The sequence below is a fragment of the Arthrobacter celericrescens genome (genome assembly GCF_003614925.1).
Taxonomy (GTDB): domain Bacteria; phylum Actinomycetota; class Actinomycetes; order Actinomycetales; family Micrococcaceae; genus Arthrobacter; species Arthrobacter celericrescens.
The window spans coordinates 54448-73575 of the sequence record NZ_QYLP01000100.1; the positions used below are offsets into that span (position 1 = coordinate 54448).

At 67.2% G+C, this 19128-nt stretch carries 16 protein-coding genes; 6 read left to right on the forward strand and 10 right to left on the reverse strand.

Annotation, left to right across the window (positions count from 1 at the left end; genetic code table 11):
• Window positions 1-59 precede the first annotated feature (59 nt).
• The 3 genes from D3654_RS19120 to D3654_RS19130 are packed head-to-tail and all read right to left on the reverse strand — an operon-like array spanning window position 60 to window position 3040.
• Window positions 60-854, reverse strand: a complete 795-nt coding sequence (locus tag D3654_RS19120) for an ATP-binding cassette domain-containing protein (RefSeq protein ID WP_120523044.1) — start codon at window positions 852-854, stop codon at window positions 60-62.
• Window positions 851-1900 carry an ABC transporter permease gene (locus tag D3654_RS19125; protein ID WP_120523045.1) on the reverse strand — a complete coding sequence of 350 codons (1050 nt, stop codon included), beginning with the start codon at window positions 1898-1900 and terminating at the stop codon, window positions 851-853. Before D3654_RS19125 ends, D3654_RS19120 begins: the two co-directional genes overlap by 4 nt.
• Window positions 1901-1924: 24 nt before the next feature.
• Entirely contained in the window at window positions 1925-3040 is a 1116-nt protein-coding gene (locus tag D3654_RS19130) for a substrate-binding domain-containing protein (RefSeq protein ID WP_120523046.1), read from the reverse strand.
• 165 nt (window positions 3041-3205) lie between these two features.
• On the opposite strand from D3654_RS19130, the gene D3654_RS19135 reads away from it, so the two are divergent.
• Together D3654_RS19135 and D3654_RS19140 are read left to right on the forward strand one after the other, a co-directional pair.
• A complete protein-coding gene (locus tag D3654_RS19135; RefSeq protein WP_120523047.1) occupies window positions 3206-4204 on the forward strand; it encodes a LacI family DNA-binding transcriptional regulator in 999 nt (332 codons plus the stop codon).
• Window positions 4205-4246: 42 nt separating this feature from the next.
• Window positions 4247-4540 carry a putative quinol monooxygenase gene (locus D3654_RS19140; protein ID WP_120523048.1) on the forward strand — a complete coding sequence of 98 codons (294 nt, stop codon included), beginning with the start codon at window positions 4247-4249 and terminating at the stop codon, window positions 4538-4540.
• Window positions 4541-4627: 87 nt separating this feature from the next.
• On the opposite strand, the gene D3654_RS19145 is transcribed toward D3654_RS19140, so the two are convergent.
• Window positions 4628-7285, reverse strand: coding sequence for a glycoside hydrolase family 32 protein (locus D3654_RS19145; protein ID WP_245413335.1), 2658 nt, complete (start codon window positions 7283-7285; stop codon window positions 4628-4630).
• Window positions 7286-7518: 233 nt separating this feature from the next.
• Between D3654_RS19145 and D3654_RS19150 the strand changes: the two genes are divergently transcribed.
• Both D3654_RS19150 and D3654_RS19155 read left to right on the forward strand, forming a co-directional pair.
• Complete coding sequence (locus tag D3654_RS19150) at window positions 7519-7716, forward strand: hypothetical protein (RefSeq protein ID WP_074588009.1); 198 nt, start codon at window positions 7519-7521, stop codon at window positions 7714-7716.
• Window positions 7713-7949, forward strand: a complete 237-nt coding sequence (locus tag D3654_RS19155) for a hypothetical protein (RefSeq protein ID WP_120523050.1) — start codon at window positions 7713-7715, stop codon at window positions 7947-7949. Before D3654_RS19150 ends, D3654_RS19155 begins: the two co-directional genes overlap by 4 nt.
• 48 nt (window positions 7950-7997) lie before the next feature.
• Here D3654_RS19155 and D3654_RS19160 read toward each other — a convergent pair whose 3' ends face one another.
• Both D3654_RS19160 and D3654_RS19165 read right to left on the reverse strand, forming a co-directional pair.
• A complete protein-coding gene (locus tag D3654_RS19160; RefSeq protein WP_245413336.1) occupies window positions 7998-9221 on the reverse strand; it encodes an MFS transporter in 1224 nt (407 codons plus the stop codon).
• A 29-nt stretch (window positions 9222-9250) separates the two neighbouring features.
• A complete protein-coding gene (locus D3654_RS19165) occupies window positions 9251-10159 on the reverse strand; it encodes a dihydrodipicolinate synthase family protein (RefSeq protein WP_120523106.1) in 909 nt (302 codons plus the stop codon).
• A gap of 107 nt (window positions 10160-10266) precedes the next feature.
• Here D3654_RS19165 and pdxR point away from each other — a divergent pair, with 107 nt between their 5' ends.
• Entirely contained in the window at window positions 10267-11688 is a 1422-nt protein-coding gene (gene pdxR / locus D3654_RS19170) for a MocR-like pyridoxine biosynthesis transcription factor PdxR (RefSeq protein ID WP_162943803.1), read from the forward strand.
• Window positions 11689-11799: 111 nt separating this feature from the next.
• Here pdxR and D3654_RS19175 read toward each other — a convergent pair whose 3' ends face one another.
• The 4 genes from D3654_RS19175 to D3654_RS19190 all read right to left on the reverse strand — a co-directional run bounded on the left by D3654_RS19175 (window position 11800) and on the right by D3654_RS19190 (window position 17517).
• Window positions 11800-12009 carry a dodecin gene (locus tag D3654_RS19175; protein WP_120523051.1) on the reverse strand — a complete coding sequence of 70 codons (210 nt, stop codon included), beginning with the start codon at window positions 12007-12009 and terminating at the stop codon, window positions 11800-11802.
• Between the two features lie 588 nt (window positions 12010-12597).
• Complete coding sequence (locus tag D3654_RS19180; protein WP_120523052.1) at window positions 12598-13299, reverse strand: FadR/GntR family transcriptional regulator; 702 nt, start codon at window positions 13297-13299, stop codon at window positions 12598-12600.
• Window positions 13300-13487: 188 nt separating this feature from the next.
• Window positions 13488-16289, reverse strand: a complete 2802-nt coding sequence (locus tag D3654_RS19185; RefSeq protein ID WP_120523053.1) for an alpha-amylase family glycosyl hydrolase — start codon at window positions 16287-16289, stop codon at window positions 13488-13490.
• Window positions 16290-16470: 181 nt separating this feature from the next.
• The gene (locus D3654_RS19190; RefSeq protein WP_205571863.1) at window positions 16471-17517 is read right to left on the reverse strand and encodes a lactonase family protein; all 1047 of its coding nucleotides are present in this window, start codon (window positions 17515-17517) and stop codon (window positions 16471-16473) included.
• Window positions 17518-17644: 127 nt separating this feature from the next.
• Between D3654_RS19190 and D3654_RS19195 the strand changes: the two genes are divergently transcribed.
• Window positions 17645-19126, forward strand: coding sequence for a four-carbon acid sugar kinase family protein (locus D3654_RS19195; protein ID WP_120523054.1), 1482 nt, complete (start codon window positions 17645-17647; stop codon window positions 19124-19126).
• The last annotated feature ends 2 nt before the right edge of the window (window positions 19127-19128 follow it).

Sequence of the window (19128 nt, forward strand, 5' to 3'; positions counted from 1 at the left end):
GTTGTGGGGCTTCGCCGGGTCCGCGGACGGGAGGTGGGGTGGAACGCCGTCAGGACGGTTCAGGCCGTTGCGGCACCTGTCATGATCGCCACGGCATCCGTCATGGAATGCGATTGTGGCGTGATCGTGGCCGCGCACTTGCCGAGCCGCTGGATGTGGATCCGGTCGGCGACGTCGAACACGTGAGGCATGTTGTGGCTGATCAGGATGACCGGCAGACCGCGGTCCCGGAGGTCCCGGACCAGCTGCAGGACCTGGTTCGATTCACGCACACCCAGGGCCGCCGTCGGCTCGTCCAGCACCACCACCTTGGAACCGAAGGCAGCGGCCCGGGCCACGGCAACTGCCTGGCGCTGACCGCCGGAGAGATTCTCCACCGGAACGGTGACGTCCTGGAGTGTGGAAATACCCAGCCGGATCAGCTCCGCCTTGGCCTTGCGGCGCATGCCCTTGGTATCGAGGACCCGGAAGAGCGATCCCAGGGGCCCGGGGAGCCGCTCTTCACGGCCAAGGAACAGGTTCGAAGCCACATCCAGGGCGGGGGAGACCGCCAGGTTCTGGTAGACAGTTTCGATGCCGTGGGCCCTGGCGTCCTGCGGCCTCTTGAAGTGGACCTGCTGCCCGGAGACGAGGAGTTCGCCGGTATCCGGGATCTCCGCCCCGGTGAGGCACTTGATGAGGGTGGACTTGCCGGCCCCGTTGTCACCGATGATGGCCAGTACTTCGCCGGGGTAGAGGTCCAGGCTGACACCGTCCAGCCCCACCACCTTGCCGAAGGTCTTGACCAGGTTGCGTGCCTGCAGGATCGGTTGGCGGGTCCCGGTAGCCGGAGTGGGAACGTCGACGGCGGTCATGACTTAACCTTTCGGATCCACTGGTCCACCGACACAGCGACAATGATGAGCACGCCCACGGCGAGGGTCTGGAACAGGACGTCCAGCCCCGCGAGGGACAGGCCATTCCGGAAGACGCCCACGATCAGCGCCCCGAGCAACGAACCCCAGACGGATCCGCGGCCGCCGAAGAGGCTCGTGCCGCCGATGACGACGGCGGTGATCGAGTCCAGGTTCAGGTCCACGCCGGCGTTGGGGCTGGCCGCGTTGGTACGGCCGATCTGGATCCACGCGCCGACGGCCAGGACCGCGCCTGCGGCCAGGTAGACGCTCATGAGGACCCGGTTGACGGGGATGCCGGCCAGGCGGGCCGCCTCCTTGTCGTCACCCACCGCATAGACGTGGCGTCCCCAGGCGGTCTTGCCGAGGATGAAGGCCACTCCGATGTAGAGCAGCAGCATCGCGACCACACCGGTGGAGATCCGTACCGGACCCACAGGGAAGGTGCTGCCCATCCAAGTCAGCAGGGCCGGCATGCTCGAGCCGCGCACGGTGGAGCCGCCCGAGTACAGCAGGGTCAGTGCGATGAAGATGTTCAGCGTTCCCAAGGTCACGATGAACGGCGGAAGCTTGAACCTGGTCACGAGGAAACCGTTGAGCGCGCCGGCGGCGAGTCCGACGACGAGCCCCGCCACGAGCGCAAGCGGTGCCGGCATGCCGTTATTCACCGTAGTCTGCGCAACCACCATGGACGCCAGGATCATCACGGCGCCCACTGAGAGGTCGATGCCCGCAGTGAGGATGATAAGGGTCTGCGCGATGGCGAGGGTTCCCACCACGGAGACCTGCTGCGTAATGAGGGAGAGGTTCTCAACGCGCAGGAAGCGGTCGTTGAGGACGCCGAACACCACCACGGCTACCAGGAGCACGATCGTCGGGCTCAGGGCGGGGTAGCGGTGCAGGACGTTGCGGATGCGGCTGAGGGGTGTGCTCCGGTCCATGAATTCCTCGGCCGGGTCGGAGTGCTTCTCGGCTGGCGGTCCGGCTGCTTGCTGTTGCTGGGTCATGTTTGCTCCTGTCAACGACCGGTCCTACTTACCCCAGCAGACCTGGGCAGCATCCGCCGTCGTGATGCTCTTGACGCCTTCGGCCGCCTTGTCGGTGACCAGTTCGACTCCGGTGTTGAAGAAGTCCAGTCCCGCCGAGTTCTCCGGCTTCTTGCCGGTCTTGGTGAGGTCGACGATTGCCTTGACGCCGAGCTCTGCCATCTTGACCGGGTACTGCTGGGCGGTGGCGCCGATGACGCCGGCCTTGACGTTGTTCACGCCGGCGCAGCCGCCGTCGACCGAAACGATGAGGACGTCCTTTTCCTTGCCGGCGGACTTGAGTGCCTCGTACGCTCCGGCGGCAGCAGGTTCATTGATGGTGTACACGACGTTGATATTGGGGTTCTTGGACAGCAGGGTCTCCATCGCCGTGCGGCCGCCGTCCTCGGCGCCTTGGGAAGCCTGGTTGCCGACAATCTCGTAGTCGCCGCCCTTGCCGCCCGTGTACTTGCCGGTCTTGGCTTCGTCGCCGTTCTTCTTCTTGTCCGCCGTGTCGACGCCGAGGCCAGTCAGGAAGCCCTGGTCGCGGTTGTAGTCAACGGAGACCACCTTGTCATCGAAGAGGTCGATCAGCGCGATGGTGGCCTTCTTGCCTCCTAGCTGCGCGGCGGTCCACTTTCCGATCAGCTCGCCGGCCGCGAAGTTGTCCGTGGCGAACGTGATGTCCGCGGCATCGGCCGGGTCCGGCGGGGTGTCCAGGGCGATGACAAAGAGGCCGGCGTCCTTGGCCTTCTTCAGGGCGTCGACGACGGACGGGCCGTTGGGGGTGATGAGGATTCCCTTGTCGCCCTTGGAGATGGCGTTTTCGATGGCCTGGATCTGGGTGTCCTCGTCGCCGTCGGCCTTGCCTGCCGCGAGCTTGAGGTCGACGCCGTCAGCTTCGGCGGCCTTTTTCGCGCCGTCCTGCATGGAGACGAAGAACGGGTTGGCGGTGGTCTTGACGATCAGGGAGACGCCGATCTTCTCGGAGGAAGACCCGGTGGTGGAACCCGTGCCGCTTGAACTGCCTCCGCAGGCCGTCAGGCTCAGTGCACCGAGGGTCAGGACCGCGCCGGCGGCGAAGAGGCGGCGGGCGGTGGAGCGTGGGGCGATGGAACTCATCTTTGAATCTCCTGTCTCAGGGCACCTTGCGTGCCTGACAACGATGTCATCCCCATGTGTAATCCAGCTCACACGCTATAGTCAACGGGGACACCTCGAGGGGGAGAATATTTCGTGACAACGTTGTCTCATCGTTACCAAGCCAACCAGAGCGGGCGCCCGACCATGCGCCATGTTGCTGCCCTCGCGGGCGTCGGTATCAAGACCGTCTCGCGCGTCATGAACGACGAGCCGGGGGTATCCGAAGCAACCCGGCAGCGTGTTCTGCAGGCCAGCCAGCAGTTGAACTACCAGTTGGACATGGCCGCCGGCAGCCTGCGCCGGTCCGGACGCCAGACCCTGTCCATCGGACTGCTTCTGCCAAGCGTGGCCAATCCGTTCAGCAGCGAAATACACCGCGCGCTTGAGGACACGTTGTCCGAGCGCGGCATCGCGGTCTTCGCGGCGAGCCTCGATGACGACCCCGAGCGGGAAAAGGCTCTCGTGGCAGCCTTCCTCGGCCGGCGGGTGGATGGCATGGTGCTTACGCCGATCGCCAGGAGCCAGGCGTACGTGATCCCGGAGCATTCACGGGACCTTCCAATGGTTTTCATCGACCGCGAACCGGTGGGCATTGAGGCGGACGCCGTGGTCACGGACAACGCTGCCGGAGCCGCCCGGGCGGCTGCCCACCTGCTGGGCCACGGCCACACCCGGCTGGCCTATTTTGGTGACACGCCGGACATCCAGACGGCGCGGGAACGCCGCCGCGGCTTCCTTGAGCAATTGGGCCAGGCAGGCATCCCCACCTCTACTGTTTCCGTCCGGGAAGGGCTGCGGGATGTTGAATCAGCGCGGCTTGCGGCCCTTGCCGTCCTGGCCTCGGATGAACCGCCTACCGCCATCTTCTCGAGCCAGAACCTGGTCACCTTCGGGGTCATGCGCGCCTTGAAGGAAATGGGCGCGAGCCGCCGCGTGGCGTTGGTGGGCTTCGACGACTTTGCCCTTGCCGACATGATGGACCCCGGAATCACCGTGATTGCCCAGCATCCTGAACGGATCGGCAAGCTCGCGGCCGAAAGGCTGCTTGCCCGGATAGACGGCGACGACGGCGCGCCGCGGACTTACGTGGTCCCCTCCGAACTGATCGTGCGCGGCTCCGGCGAGTTGCCGCCGTCGTACTAAGCCCGTCCCAAGAAGCCATCACCAAAGCAAGGAGAGCCACGCATGGCCAAGACACTGTATGCCGAATTCACCGTCAAGCCCGGCAGCGAGGATAGGGTCGCCGGGATGATGCGCGAGCTGACGGACCGCGTGCGCGAGGAACCCGGCAACCAGTTGTTCCTGCCGTACACCCGCGAATCCAACCCGCGGGAGTACTTCGTGTTCGAGGTGTATCGGGACGATGACGCCTTCCGCGAGCACATCACCGCCGACTACGGGGCCGTTTTCAATGCCGAACTCACGGAGCACATCGAAGAAGACGGCTCGGTGCTGACCTGGCTCGAACCGCTCGCCTGAACATCCCCCAACCCCAACTGACTCGCAGTTGATGTCGTTTTGAGGGCTCATAACGACATCTATTGCGAGTCAGTTGGGCTGCCGGCGCTATTTGAACATTGACTGCCGCAGCGGCGTTACCGTCAGGGATTTGAGGTGCGCCGTCCCGCCCTCGGCGAAGAGCGCGACGTCCGTAGCTCCGGCATCCGGGAACACCTGGTCGGTGATGCTTCGGAGGCCGTCCTGGGCGAAGACTTCCACGGAGGAGCGGTCCATGTAGATGCGCAGGGTGATGTTGCCTTGCCCATCAACGGAGACGGGGGCGGAATCCAAGGAAGTGAAAAGGGGGTGGAACCCGGTATTCCCGGAGTTTCCGCGGTCCACGTACAGTTCCTTCGTGACGGCGTCGTAGCCGATGACGGTCGACGACGTGCCGTTGCCGAGCACGGTGATCCCCGACTTCAGCGCCGTGCCCGGGTTGAAGGTGATGTCGATCCTTTGCACGTCGCCGGAGGCCTGGCGCGGCAGCACTTGCGTGCCGGGAGCGATGGGCCCGCCTGCCTTGTCCTGGTAGCTGGGTTTCAGGGCGAGGGAGTCCACCTGCTTGACGGCTCTCTGGGTGAGCCGCGGCCCGTCGGCCGTCTGGGTCAATGCCACCTCGCGGGGCAACGACATGGCGCTGCGCCAAGGGGAGGTGGGAATGGCGTTGGCGTAGTCCCAGTTGTTCATCCAGCCGAGCACTACGCGTTTGTCCTGCGGCATGTTGCCGAAGGACACGGTGGCGTACAAGTCCCGGCCGTAGTCCAGCCAGTCATAGCCGTTGATGCGGGGCCTTGCGGGCTGGGCGGAAGCGATGAACTCGTCCGCCAGGATGTGGCCCCAGCCGAAGCGGTTGTTGTCCACGATCCGGATGTTCGCCTTGCGGCCCTTGAACTCCGAGACGTTCCAGGAGGCCCAATCCAGGACTTCGCTGTTGGCGCCCGTGGCGGAACGGACCACTTGGCCGTCGACCACGAGGTTCACGGTGGTTTCGTCCGAGCGGGGCACCGCGGCGGAGTCCGTCAGCATGACGTGGTCCAGGGTCAGGTGCCCCCATCCGCCGGTAGCCTGGTCCACGATCCGGAGCCGGGCTTGCTTACCCGCGAACTCGGACACGTCCCAGCCCTTCCAGTTCAGCTGCCCGGCGTCGTCTCCCGCGACCCTCCGCACGACCTTGCCGTCCACCAGCAACTGGGCTTCCAGGGTCTGCCCCGTTTCGGGGCCGCGATGCCCGCCGCCCACCAGCAGGCTCATGAAGTTCCGCGAGACCGTGAACTCGGGCGAGGTCAGCGTGCCCTGCCGGTCGTCGCCCGGCGCGCCGCCGGTCTCGAAAGTGTTGATGCGCTTGGCCCCGAGGTAATAGTCCCCGCCCGCAGTGGCCGGCTGGTACGACGGCGCGAGGTCGCCGGTGCCGGTCCAACCGGCTTCCGCCAAGGTGCTGCCGTCCGGGACCTCGAAGCCAGCGAACAGCAGGTCCCCGGGCGGCGGGGTGTTGTCCAGCTTGTCGGAAACGCGCGGGTGCTGGCCGCCGCCCACCAGGAAGTTGATGTAGTCGCTGTCCACTGTGAAGTCGGGGGAGGACATGGACCCCAATGGCCAGTCGCCGTCGTTGAAGGAGTTGACCAGCCCCGCGCCCGCGAAGCCGCTCACGGGATTCTGCCCGGGCAGGGATCCGTCCGCAGGGGTGTGCGCGAACGGACCGTCCTTCCAGTTGCCCGGCTTGTTGTTCACGGTCCATCCGTTGTACGTGCCGTCGTTGAATCCGGCGATCGGGGTGCCGGCGGGAAGCGCGTCCGCCGGCTTGGTGGTCTCGGAGGTGAACGTGGTGCCGTCGAAGGTACCCACGAAGTACTGGCCGGCCGAACCGCCGGCAACGCCGCCGGGGTTGATGTTCACCACCATGACCCATTTGACGTTGTTGGTGTTGCCGTCAACGGCCAGGGGGAACAAGTCCGGGCATTCCCACAGGCCTCCCGTGGCATTCGCGGGGCCAAACTCGCTCAGGGCCGTCCAGTCCTTGAGGTTGTCCGACTTGTAGAGCAGCACCTTGTGGTCAAGGGCCTCCACGGCCGTCATTACCCAGTAGCCGCCACCACTGGGGGAGCTGTACCAGAACACTTTGGGGTCCCGGAAGTTCGCCGAGTTACGGTTCAACACAGGATTGCCGCTGTACTTGGTCCAGGTGCGACCCTCGTCAAGGCTGTAAGCAAGGGATTGTGCCTGAAGGCCGCGGTGGGGTGAGGCGTCCTTGTAGGCGCTGGTGTAGATCGCCACCAGCGGCGGATTCTCTGCTGTGCCGAAGCCCGAAGAGTTGTCCTGGTCCACCACGACGCTTCCGGAGAAGACGTCCTCCTGTGTGTCGGTGGAGATCGCCAGCGGCTGCTCCTTCCAGCTCACCAGGTCCTTGGACGTGGCATGGCCCCAGGACATGTTTCCCCATGTGTTTCCGTGTGGATTGTGCTGGTAGAAGAGGTGGTAGACGCCCTTGTAGAAGACCAGGCCGTTGGGGTCGTTCATCCAGTTCTTCGCCGGCGAATAGTGGAACGCGGGACGGTATTGCTCCTGCCCCAAGGTTTCGCCGGAAGCTGCGATACCTGCCCAGTGGCTTCCGACGTCGGCCTTGCCTGCCGCAGCGGGACCCGCTCCGGCGAGTCCTCCCGCGAGGGTGAGCCCGGCGAGCGTCAGTGCTGAAAGTGACTGCAGGCGGATGGTTCGTTTCTTGTGCATGTGTGTGGATTCGCCCTTCATCGCGCGTGTCTCCCCCGTAGACAACGTTGTCAATGCGGGGAACGCTAGGTTATGTCCACGAGACAAGTCAACGATCGGCGATGAATCGCGGCGACTGTCTGACTGCACATCGTATTTCGCCATCTCTGGCCAAATGCCCATTGGTGTGAGCTGCGCGACTTTCTAGGCTTGAGGAAGTCCCGATCACTAACGGCCAAGCATGAGGTTCAACGATGAAGCGCATCGCACTCCTGGGCAACCGCGTTGCCCCTGTCAGCCCTACCGGTTCCCACGTCCCCGCCTCCGGCCCGTGGAGCCCCGACGCCGAGCCGCAGGCCGTGCAGACCTTCGCCGAAGGCCACGTGTTCCCGGCCCACAACGGCATTCCGACCATGTGGCGGCCGCGTCCGGCGATGGCGGTTTCGGCATGATTCCCGCGGTTGCACCGAGCAAGCCCGCACCCGAAGCCAAGCTCGTCCCGCCCGCCGATTGGTCCACGTTCAACCGCGGTGACGCCGTCTGGGTCCATGAGGATGGCTGGGGTTACGACACCGGCATCGTCGACGAAGTTGCCGGCGGACTCCGCATGCTGTGGATCGTCCTGGAGCAGGGCGGGCGCCGCCTGATCTGCGGCAACGATCCCCTCGAAGTCTGGGCAGCCTAGCTTCCTGGGCGCCTTGCCTCCGGGGCCCAGCAGCGCGGCAGCGGGGCCTCAAGCCTTCCGGCGTTCGCGAATGCGGTCGAGGAACGATGCCCCGCAAGAGACCAGCGTAGCGGCGACGGCGATGGCCAACGGGGTGTGAAGCGCCGCGGCGATGGTGGCCCCCGCGAACGCGGTACCGGCGGAGCCTGCGGCGATCTTCAGCGCCCCCACCCAGACGAACACCTGGCCCCGTGCCGTGGCGGGCGCGTATTCGCTCCGTGCGGCCAGCGTCGCGGCGAAGAACAGCGAGTTCGCTGCACCGGCGACGGCGTAAGCGCCAACGGCTGCCCAGAAGACGCCGGTGAGCGCGACGAGGCCCAGTGCGGCAGCGACGATCGACGCCAGCAGCGTCATGGTACGGTCGGCGTCGCCGGGCAGCGGCTTGATCATCAGCACCGCGGAACCGGCCAAACCGCCCAGCCCGTAGGCCGCCGTCAGGATCCCGGCAGCGGCCGGGGCGACGCCGAGGGAGCCGGTAGCGCCGACGGCGGTGATCGGGAGCGCGGCGACGGAGAACGCCACGATCACGGTCAGGTAGAGGGTGCGGCGCAGCGGGCCGGTGGTGAGCATCATCCGGAGGGTTTGTGCAGGATGCGGAACCTCGCCTGATCCGGCCGGAGGTCCGGCATAGGGAAGCAGCCGGATGAGTCCCGCGGCGGCGAAGGTCCCGGCGGCGAGCACGAGTGCCGCCACGGTGGGGCTGGACCACGCGGAGACCGCTGCCACGAGCGAGGGGCCGATGGTTCCGCCGATGCCATAGGTGGCCACATCCCAGCCCTGTGCCCGCCGCTGGCTCGAACGGTCAGGCCCGGCAATCGCAGGGAGGCGGCTGCTGACGCCGCCGGTGAGCAGGGGGCCGACCAGCCCGGAAACAAGCAGCAGGGCCACCGTGACCCCTGTCCACATATGCGGGTAGGCGAGGACGGCGGCGGCCAGCGTCGCGCCATGGAAAACACAGGCCCAGGCGATCACTGTCCGCCCGTCCTTGGCCGTGTCGAGCACGCGGGCGATGAACGGACCTGCCAGGTGCGGGGCGGTGATGGCCGCACCCAGCAGTCCGGCAAGCCAACCCGGTGCGCCGCCGGTGCTTGCCAGCAGCACGATGGCGACCACCGCGCCGCCATCGGCAGTGCGGGCAAGGGTTGCGGCGGCGACGTACCGGGCCAGGCCAGCGGGCGCCTTGTGTGGACCGTCCGGCAGGCGCGGCTGCTGCCCCTCGACGGCGGCGCTCACGCTTTTCGCAGGAGCCTTCACCGGAGCCTTCACCGGAGACTGATCCCCGCGCTGAGGTCCAGCAGCTCGCAGACGCGCTCGACGTCGTCGCGCTGGCTTCGGTCGAGCCCGCGGATCGGCAGGGGGAGGCAGTGCGACGGAACCAGGCCGAGGTGTTCGGCGATCGCTGCCGTCACCCGGAGGCTGCCGTGGCGGCTGAACAGGTCCCACAACGGCTGCAGGCTTCCGGAGATCTCCCGTGCGCCGTCCGCGTCTCCGGATCGGGCGGCCCGGGTCAGGGCAAGGGCCAGGGCCGGCAGGGTCCCGCCGATCACCGAATACCAGGCGTCGCACCCGGCGTTCAGGCCGGCCGCGGCGAACGCGTCCCCCGAGACGCCGATGGTGACGTGGGCGGGAAGGATGCTGCGCAGCCCGGCGTTGCGTGCGGACGCCGCAGCGGGGCCGGCGGGAACTCCGGGGATCTTGATGGAGGCAACGTGCGGAAGTGCGGCGATGGACTGGTAAAGCTCGTCGGTGAAGGTGAAGCGTGTGGTGCCGGGGTTGTCGTAGACCGCCAGCGGGACGGACAGGTCGCGGGTCACGTCCTCGAACAGTCCGAGCACGTCCTCCGGGGTGAGGGCCTGGTAGGAGACGGGCGCCAGCAGCAGGCCCGAAGCGCCGGCGTTCTGCGCGTCCTCCACGAGTTCGAGGACATGCTTGGTGCGCAGCGCGCCCACCCCGATCATCACGGGTACGTCGCCGGCGCTCTCGACGGCCAGGCGTGCAACGCGGGCCCGCTCCTCCCGGGTGAAATAGGCGTAGGAGCCGGTCGATCCCAGGGCAGTGATCCCGTCGACGCCCGCCGCCACGAGGCGCTCCACCAGGCCGGTGAAGGCTGTTTCGTCGATGCGCTGGTCAGCCAAAGGGGTCAGCGGAAAGGCGTTGAGGCCGGTGAACATGATGGTGGGCTCCCTCGGGTGGGCTTCGTCAGAATGGTCCATACCCATGTTCATGGCGGGCTTGGTTCTAACATAGATCCAAGAATCAGAAGAATGAGAGGACCAAAGTGGAGGCGGAACTTCCGATCGTCCTGGACCGCGCCAGCCCTGTTCCTTTCGCCGCCCAACTCGCCGGCCGGCTCCGGGAAGCGATCCTCGAAGGGACCCTGCGGCCCGAACACACCCTGCCCGCCTCGCGGCGCCTTGCCGCGGAACTGGGCGTCTCCCGCGGCGTGGTGGTGCGCGCTTACGAGCAGATCTCCGGTGAGGGATACCTGGAAAGCCGCGGATCGGCCGGCACCCGCGTGGCGGTGCGGTTCGACGGCCGGGGAACTCCGGCGCCGAAAGCCGCTCCCAAGCCCGCGACGGCGCCAAAAGCAGTCATCGATCTGACGCCCGGCAGGCCGTCAGGCGAGCCGTTCCGGGACCGCGAATGGCGGTCGGCCTGGAAGAAGGCCATCGCCGGGCCGGTGCAGGTTGGGCTCCCGCCGGCGTCGGGAATGCCAGCCCTGCGTGCCGCCCTGGCCCGCCACCTGGGCGCGTCCCGCGGACTCACCGTGGATGCGGCGGACATTGTCATCACAGCCGGCACCAGCGACGCACTCCAGCTCATCTCCACGGCACTGCGAAGCAAGACCAAAGGTCCGAGGATCCTTGTCGAGGACCCCGGATACCCCACCGCCCGGCGGGTCCTCAGCGCCGCGGGTGCCGTCGTCGAGGTTATTCCGGTCGGGGAGGACGGGGCGGAGGCGAGCCGGCTCGACGCCCTGGGGTCCCGCCCGGATGCCATCCTGCTGACCCCAAGCCACCAGTATCCGCGCGGCGGGCGGATGCCCGTCCAGGAACGCCTCGCCGTGCTCGATTGGGCCGAACGGAACCACGTGACGGTCCTTGAAGACGACTACGACAGCGAATTCCGCCACACGAGGATGCCCTTGCCGGCGCTCGCCTCGCTGCCGTCCAACGCCGAGGTGATCCTGATCGGCACTTTCTCGAAGACCCTGAGTCCGTGGCTGCGCTGCGGCTACCTCGTGGTCCGGGGAACCGCGGGGGAGCGCATCAAGAGGGCCAGGGAAGAACTGGACACCCCCGTTTCCGGCATCTTGCAGTCCGCGCTTGCGGACTACGTCGACGGCGGTGGGCTGGCACGGCATATTGCCCGCGCCCGGCGGCAATATGCCCACCGCCGGGCGCTGATGCTCGACCGCCTGGGAACGCGGGATGGCCTTGAGCTTGCAGCCCTCGACGGCGGCCTGCACGCAATCATCCGCATCGGCGGGAAGGTGGATGCCCGCGTCGTCGTGGAAGAAGCACTGAAACAGGGCGTGTGCGTGGTGGCTCTGGAGGGGTACTTTGCCGAAGCCGCCCCGGAGAACGGGCTGGTCATCGGCTACGGCGCGCCCTCGGACCTGGAACTCGCCCGTGCGCTGGACATCATCACGGCAATCATCGACCGGATGGCGAAGGGACCCGGCGCCGGACCCACGTAACCCCGGACGCCGGCCCCGCTGAGGACGAAAAACGGGGAGGGCCCGACGCCCCAAGGGTGCCGGTCCTCCCCATGATCCTCCCGGCTTCCCGGGGCGGTCGGAGTGAGTGGGTCAGCGCTCCAAGCGGAAGCCAAGCTTGATGGTGACCTGCCAGTCGGCCACGTCGCCCTCGTTGAGGTGGCCGCGGATTTCCTTCACTTCGAACCAGTCGAGGTGCCTGAGGGTCTGTTTTGCGGTGGCGATGCCGTTCTTGATGGCGGCGTCGATGCCTTCGGAAGAAGTCCCAACAATCTCGGAAATGCTGTAAGTGTGGTCAGCCATTGTGTGCTCCTCGCGATCGTCGTTGATGCCTGTGGGCAGGCCCGGCCTGGCAAGCAGGCGTTGAGAGCAGACTAGCCCAGCCCGGGGCTTGCGGCTAGGGGTAGGTTCCCCGGGGTTTCATCCGTTGTTTCAAGGCGGTACGGCGCGGATTTTCGTGCAAGTTCCAAATGATAAGAGGGCGCTTATTCCATATTCATCCGATGTCTCTACGCTGCGGGGGTTGAAGCATCCATCCGCAAGCTGAAGGGCAACACTCCCATGACTTCCCCCAGTCGCCGCACGGCGATTGCCGCGTCCCTCGCCGGCCTGGCCGCCGTCGGCGCCACCGCAGCCTCCGCAGGCGCCGCCAGCGCAAGTACCACCACGTTCGGCGGCGCGCGTCCGTCCGGGACGCTCATGAGAAGACCAACCAGACCCTGTGGGAGGACAACGGCACCGGCGGCGAACGCGCACTGGACGGCCGGGAGGCCAGCGGCCTGCAGGTGGAGGTCTACCAGGACTGCGTGATCATCAAGGCCCGCGACTACCGCCGCGGCCAATGGATCAAGGAAGTCCAAGTCCCGCTGTTCTAAGGGGGAGGAGAGAAGCTCAGGCCTCCAGCACGTAGTTCTTCAGGTCGTCCAGGGTCTGCTGCATGTGGGCGTCCATCGCCTGGCGGGCCTTGTCCGGGCTGCCGGCGGCCAGCGCGTCGAGGATGTTGCGGTGGTGCCCGATCGCGTGTTCCTGGATCTCGGGAACCTTGGAGGTCTGGGTGCGCCGGGTTTCCAGGACGCGGTGCAAAGGCTCGAAGAGCACGGCGACGAAAACGTTGCCGGAGGCGTGCAGGATCACGTCATGGAAGGCCAGGTCCGCCTCCACGAACGCGGAGACGTCGTTGCCCTCGTGGGCCGCCTGCATGGCGTCGACGTGGCGGCGGAGCCGGTCCACATCCTCAGCCGAAATCCTGGAGGCTGCCAGTTCGCAGGCCCCGGTTTCGAGCATGCGGCGCAGTTCGATGAGCTGGACGGCCGCGGCGGCGTCGTTCTCCCCTTCGGACGCGGCACGCAGCACGGCCTCGAGGGAGGCCCAGCGGTTCAGCGGGTTCACGAACGTGCCGCGGCCGCGTTCCACGCTGAGGATCTGCTGCGCCTGGAGGGTCTTCATGGCTTCGCGGACGGTCATCCGGCTGACCTCGTGCTTCGCGCTGAGCTCGAGTTCCCCCGGGACCACCGTTCCGGGGGGGAATTCGCCCGCCACGATGCGGTCCAGCAACTCATCAGCGACGACGCCGACCAGCGACTTGCGTGCCATGGTGCTCCTTCTCTTGCGCCGGCCGGGCCGGCTTGCCGGTGCCGCCGCGAAGGCAACACCATAGATGTCTGACATTTTACGCTGTGCTGCAGCGCTCCGCCTGTCACCCGGGTGAAACACGGGCCCGCGTTGCGCACAATCGACGCAACGCGGGCCCAGTTTCCACGAGTCTATCGGGGTGGAGGGTTTCAGCCGGCCGTGATGAGGTGGCTGGCGGGGTCGTAGCGGAATGTCACCGGACCGCCGGGGTGGTTGAGCAGGATGTTGCTGCCGTTGGCCGCACCGCCCAGCCCGTAATTTTCCGCCCAGGAATTGTTGATGGCGGCCTTGAATTCGTAGCTGCCTGCCGGGAGCTCGGCCACCGAAAGCTTCCACACGCCGTCGGCCGGATCATAGGCGAGCTGGGCCTGGGCGCAGTCCGGCATCCAGTCTCCGGCGCAGCCCAGCTCCGAGTCCAGGCTGCCCGGCACGGACACCGCCGCGGGCTGCTGGTCGGCGTAGGCCGCACGGATGACGTTGGTGCTGTGGTCGTAGATGAACGTGACAGCGCCGCCCGGGTGGTCCAGGGCAATGTTGGCCCCGTTGGCCTCCCCGCCGGCTCCGTAGTTCTCGTCCCAGCTGCCGTTGAGGGCGGCCTTGAATTCGTAGTGCCCGGCCGGAAGCTCCGGGACGCGCAGCAGCCAGAGCCGGTGCGTGGGGTCGTAGCTCATGCCGGCCTGCGTGCAGCCGGGCTGCCAGTCCGCGGAGCAGCCCAGTTCGCTGTTGAGGCTGCCGGCCACCGTGACCGAATCCGGCTGGGTGGGTTCGCCCACGGTGCCGCTGCGGACGCCGCTGGGGGCGGTGTGGCCCGCGTTGTCCAGCACCACGGCCCGGTATTCCACCGCGGTGCCCGCCGCCAACGCGGACACGTCATGGAACACCTGGTACGGGGCGTTGTCATCAACGCCGATGCGCTGCCAGTCGCCGCCCGGAACGCGGGCCTCGAAGCTGACTTCGTTGAACGACGAGCCGTCGACGGCGGCGCTGACCTTCATGCGGCTGCTGTCCGCTGCTGCGGTGACGGGCTTGCCGAGCGCGACGGCTGGAGCCGCCTCCGAGGCCGGGAGCTTGTCGACGGCGCGGTACACGACTGCCGAGAGCGGCGGTACGGTGACGGTCAGGGTGGTGTTCGCCGCCGTCGTGAGCTCCTTTGCCGCGTCGCCGTAGATCCGCTTGAATCCGGCGTTGGCACGGTAGGTGGGCACGGCCGCGGTCTGCGTGGTTTCGCTGTTGTTCAGCGCCACCAGGTATTCGCGCTGCTCGGTGGCGTCGGTGCGGGAGAAGGCGTAGATGCCGGCGCCGTCCGCGGCGTAGCGGTGCTGCTGGGCGCCGTCGCGCAGGGCGGGGTGCGCCTTGGCGAGGGCGGCGAGTTCCTTGATCTTGCGGTACAGCGGGTGTCCCGTGTTGAAGTTGGCGGCGGCGTGCGTGGCTGAGGTGCCCAGCAGGTCGTCGTCGAGGTATTCCTGGACCTGGCTGGCGAACAGCGGCTGGCGGGAATCCTGGTCCCCGCCGGCTCCGGTGAAGCCCTGTTCGTCGCCGTAGTAAATCACGGGGTTGCCGCGCGAGAAGTACATCAGTTCGTGGGCCAGGCTGTCCCGCTTCACCAGCTCGGAGTCCGTGGCACCGGCGTTGTCCTGGGAGATGAACGTGCCGATGCGGCCCATGTCGTGGTTACCCAGGAAAGTGGGCAATTGGTAGGCGTTGGAGTCGGCGTCGGTGTACCAGTCGTCCCCGCCGAAGAAGTCCTGCAGGCCCGAGGCCTTGCTGCTCTGGGAGGCGAAGCTGCGGGCGGCGCCCTGGAAGCCGAAGTCCAGCACGGCCTGCATGCGGTTCCTGGTGGTGTACTTCGAGGTGATGGTCTTGGAGGTGTCGAAGACTTCGCCGAACATGAAGAACTCGTCCTTGCCATGGGCCTTGGCGTAGCTGAGGACCTGCGGGCCGAACTGCTGCCAGAACTCGTCGTTGACGTGCTTCATGGTGTCGATCCGGAAGCCGTCGATCCCGAAGTCCCGGATCCAGCCGGTGTAGATGTCCACCATGCCGTTGACCACGCGCGGGTGCTCGGTGAAGAGGTCGTCCAGGCCGAAGAAGTCGCCGTAGGTGGAGTCCTCGCCGGCGAAGTTCGTGTTGCCGCGGTTGTGGTAGAGCGTGGGGTCGTTGAGCCAGGCCGGGACCTTGACGTCCTTCTCCGCGTCGGGAACGAACGGCGTGTACGGGAAGGACGTGGCGGCGTCGAGGGCCGGGAAATCCTGGGTGCCGGCGTAGGCGTGGTCGTCGAAGACCTCGCCGCTTGCCGAGCGGTAGGGCGACGTTGCCTTGGAAATGTAAGGCGCGGAGGACGTCTCCCGGTACTGGATGACGTCCGCAGTGTGGTTGGCGATGATGTCGAAGTAGACCTTCATGCCGCGCGAATGTGCGGCGTCGATCAGCGACTTCAGCTCGGCGTTCGTGCCCAGGTGCGGGTCGATCTGGGTGAAGTCCGTTACCCAGTAGCCGTGGTAGCCGGCTGAGCTGTTGTCCAACTGCCCGCCGCCCTGGACGGCCTTGTTCCTGAAGCTTGGAGTGAGCCAGAGGGCGTTGGTTCCCAGGCCCTGGATGTAGTCGAGGCGGTCCTGCAGGCCCTTGAGGTCGCCGCCGTTGTAGTAGCCCTTGCGGGTGGGTTCGAAGCCGGACACCAGGGGGTCGGTGCCGAGGCCGCCGGTGTCGTTGGCGGTGCTGCCGTTGTTGAATCGGTCGGCCATGACGAAGTAGAAGTTCTGCTCGCTGACGCCTCCGCGGACCGAGTGTCCGGCGTCGGGCGAGGGCTTCCGGGCGGCTTCGGCAGCGCCTGCCGGTGCCGTGGCGGAACAGGCCAGCGCCGTGGCTAGGACGACGGCGGCGGCCCGGCCAAGATGCCGACGGTGGCCGCCCCGGCGCGCGGCTGTGCGCGTGGAGTTTCTGGGGAATGACAAGTGATTGAGCCTTTCACGATACGAGGATGCTGTGTGGCAAGTCACAACTGTAAGCGTTTGCGGGCTGTTAATCTATGAGTTTTCTGGGCGCGCCTTTCAGTAAGTCGCCATTCTGGTGAATTTTCTGGAAACGTTTGCAGTCGAAATGGCGGTACGCCCGTTCGGGCTCCTTGGGATATGGCTAGGCGGTGCCTCCGGGGATCAGGGCCGTGGGCGAGCCGGTCTCCAGCCGGCCGGCCGGACCTGCAGGCAGCCCGGTCTCGGGGCCTAGGCGGAACGTCACGATGTCGTTGGAGCGCTCGTGCGCCACGTGCAGCCAGCCGTCGCGGACCAGGTGGTGGCGAGGCCAGTTGCCGCCGCTGGGGGTGTCGGCCACGGGCTCGAGGCGGGTGCCGCCGTCAACGGCCCGCCCGCCGGTAATCCGCAGCGTGCAGATCCGGTTGGAACCGCGTACGCCCACATAGGCATGGCGCCCGTCAGGCGACAGGGCAATCTCCGCCGCGGCGTCGCCGTCGGACGCTTGCGCCACGCCCGCCGGGCCGATGGAGGTGAGTTCGAAGCGGCCGCCCGCCCCGGCCCGCACCCCGGCGACCTCGATGGAATACTCCGTCACCACGAAGACCGTCCCGTCCGGATGCTGCACCAGGTGCCGCGGCCCCGAGTCCTTCGGCAGCACCACGGTCTGCGCCAGCCGCAGGCCCCCGCCCGGCATGTAGTCCCACAACCGCAGCAGGTCGTGCCCGAGGTCCGTGGTCATGATGCCGCCGTCCTGCAGGAAGAGGGTGGCGTGCGCCCGGCTGGGCCGGGCGGCGTCGTACGGATCCCGCGAAGGCTCCGCCGCCAGGCGCGAGGTGATGGCGCCGTCGTCGTCCAATTCGTACAGGAGCACCTGGCCGTCGCCCCAGCAGGCGACCACCAGGAAGCGGCCCTGCGGATCGACGGCGACATGGCAGGCGGCGGCGCCCGCCGTCCAGGCTTCGCCGAGCGGCTCGAGGGCGAAGCCTGCTCCGTTCCGCCGGTAGGCGCGGACCGTCCGGGCGTGTTCGTGGACCCCGTAGACGACCGGAAGTCTCGGGTGTGCGGCCAGGAACGACGGCGACTCGCAGGCCGCCGCGAGGCCAAGGGGCTCCAGTGAGCCGTCCGGGCTGGCCCGCAGGGCGGTGATTCCCTCGCCGTTGCCGCCGGCGTCGGCGGTGTAGGAACCGGTCCAGATCAAGGTCTCAGCCATTCCGCCATTTTAGTGACGGGTGCCACCTTGCGTGGCCGCGGGACGTGTGTCACACTGGAGCAAATGCAAGATGTCTGACATCTTACATTCATGAACAGAACAGCCTTCCCACACAATGGAGTGCCCCGTGGCCCTTGAAGCCGACGTCCTGGCCGCCTTCCCGGCCGAAGTCCAGGTTCCCGCCCAGCTCGTGGCCGACGCCGTCGCGGCGTCCGCGGCCGCCTCGCCGCGCATCCTCATGGTGCTGGACGACGACCCCACCGGAACCCAGTCCGTGGCCAAGCTGCCGGTGCTGACCCGCTGGGATGTCGCCGACTTCGGCTGGGCGTTCACCCATGTGGTCGAGAACGGCCTGGAACCCGCCGTCTACGTCCTCACCAACACCCGCAGCCTCGATCCTGCCGAGGCCGCCGCCCGCAACGAGGAAATCGTCCGCAACGCCCTCGCCGCGGCCCCGGCCGCCGGCGTCCGCGTGGGCTTCGTCAGCCGCTCGGACTCCACCCTGCGCGGCCACTACCCCCTGGAAACGGACGTCATCGCCGCCACCGTCGCGGCGGAAACCGGTGAAGCCACCGACGGCGTCGTGATCGTTCCGGCCTTCCCCGACGCCGGCCGTGTCACCATCGGCGGCGTGCACTACATGCGCGGCGACGCCGGCAGCCTCACCCCTGTGGCCGAGACCGAGTTCGCCAAGGACGCCACCTTCGGCTTCGCCAACTCGGAGATGGCCAAGTATGTGGAGGAGAAGTCCCAAGGCCGCTTCGCCGCCGGCGACGTGATCGTGCTGGACCTGAACACCATCCGCGCCGCCGGGTCCGAAAACGATCCGCAGATCGCCGCCAAGGCCATCGCCGACGCGATCGAATCCGCCACCAACTCCACGCCGATCGTGGCGGACATCGTTACCGAAAACGACTTCCGCCTCCTCGCCCTCGGCCTGGACGAAGCCGAACGCCGCGGCAAGAAGCTGCTCTACCGCGTGGGCCCGCCCTTCGTGCGCGGCCGCATCGGCCAGGAAATCCGTGCCGCCCTCAGCGGCGAGGAAGCCTTCGAAGGCAACACCCCCTCCACCGCCGGCGGCCTGATCGTGGTCGGCTCGCACGTGGGCCTCACCACCCGCCAGCTCAACGTCCTCACCGCGGAGCACGGCTCCGCCCGCATCATCGAGATCGACGTCGAGAAGCTGCTCGCCGAAGGAGCTGACAACTACATCGGCACCGTCGTGTCCGACGTCGTCGACGCCCTGCACGAAGGCGACGTGATCGTCCACACCAGCCGCCTGCTCATCAAGACCGACGACGCCGCCGCGAGCCTGCAGATCGCCCGCACCGTCTCCGCCGCCGTCGTGGCCGTGGTGAACCGCACCCTGAAGACCTTCCCGCCGCGCTTCGTCATCGCCAAGGGCGGCATCACCTCCTCGGACGTCGCGGCGCACGGCCTGGAAATCCGCCACGCGATCGTCCGCGGCCCCATGCTGCCGGGCATCGTCTCCCTCTGGGAGCCGGTGGACGGCCCCGCCAAGGGCATCCCGTACATCGTCTTCGCCGGCAACGTGGGCAACGACGACTCCCTCGCCCAGGTCACCCGCAAACTCAGCACCTCTTTCTAAAA

Bases quoted from the DNA above. Each gene is read 5' to 3' on its own strand.
- D3654_RS19120 (WP_120523044.1), bottom strand. From the start codon at position 854: ATGACCGCCGTCGACGTTCCCACTCCGGCTACCGGGACCCGCCAACCG.
- D3654_RS19125 (WP_120523045.1), bottom strand. From the start codon at position 1,900: ATGACCCAGCAACAGCAAGCAGCCGGACCGCCAGCCGAGAAGCACTCC.
- D3654_RS19130 (WP_120523046.1), bottom strand. From the start codon at position 3,040: ATGAGTTCCATCGCCCCACGCTCCACCGCCCGCCGCCTCTTCGCCGCC.
- D3654_RS19135 (WP_120523047.1), top strand. From the start codon at position 3,206: ATGCGCCATGTTGCTGCCCTCGCGGGCGTCGGTATCAAGACCGTCTCG.
- D3654_RS19140 (WP_120523048.1), top strand. From the start codon at position 4,247: ATGGCCAAGACACTGTATGCCGAATTCACCGTCAAGCCCGGCAGCGAG.
- D3654_RS19145 (WP_245413335.1), bottom strand. From the start codon at position 7,285: ATGCACAAGAAACGAACCATCCGCCTGCAGTCACTTTCAGCACTGACG.
- D3654_RS19150 (WP_074588009.1), top strand. From the start codon at position 7,519: ATGAAGCGCATCGCACTCCTGGGCAACCGCGTTGCCCCTGTCAGCCCT.
- D3654_RS19155 (WP_120523050.1), top strand. From the start codon at position 7,713: ATGATTCCCGCGGTTGCACCGAGCAAGCCCGCACCCGAAGCCAAGCTC.
- D3654_RS19165 (WP_120523106.1), bottom strand. From the start codon at position 10,159: ATGTTCACCGGCCTCAACGCCTTTCCGCTGACCCCTTTGGCTGACCAG.
- D3654_RS19175 (WP_120523051.1), bottom strand. From the start codon at position 12,009: ATGGCTGACCACACTTACAGCATTTCCGAGATTGTTGGGACTTCTTCC.
- D3654_RS19180 (WP_120523052.1), bottom strand. From the start codon at position 13,299: ATGGCACGCAAGTCGCTGGTCGGCGTCGTCGCTGATGAGTTGCTGGAC.
- D3654_RS19190 (WP_205571863.1), bottom strand. From the start codon at position 17,517: ATGGCTGAGACCTTGATCTGGACCGGTTCCTACACCGCCGACGCCGGC.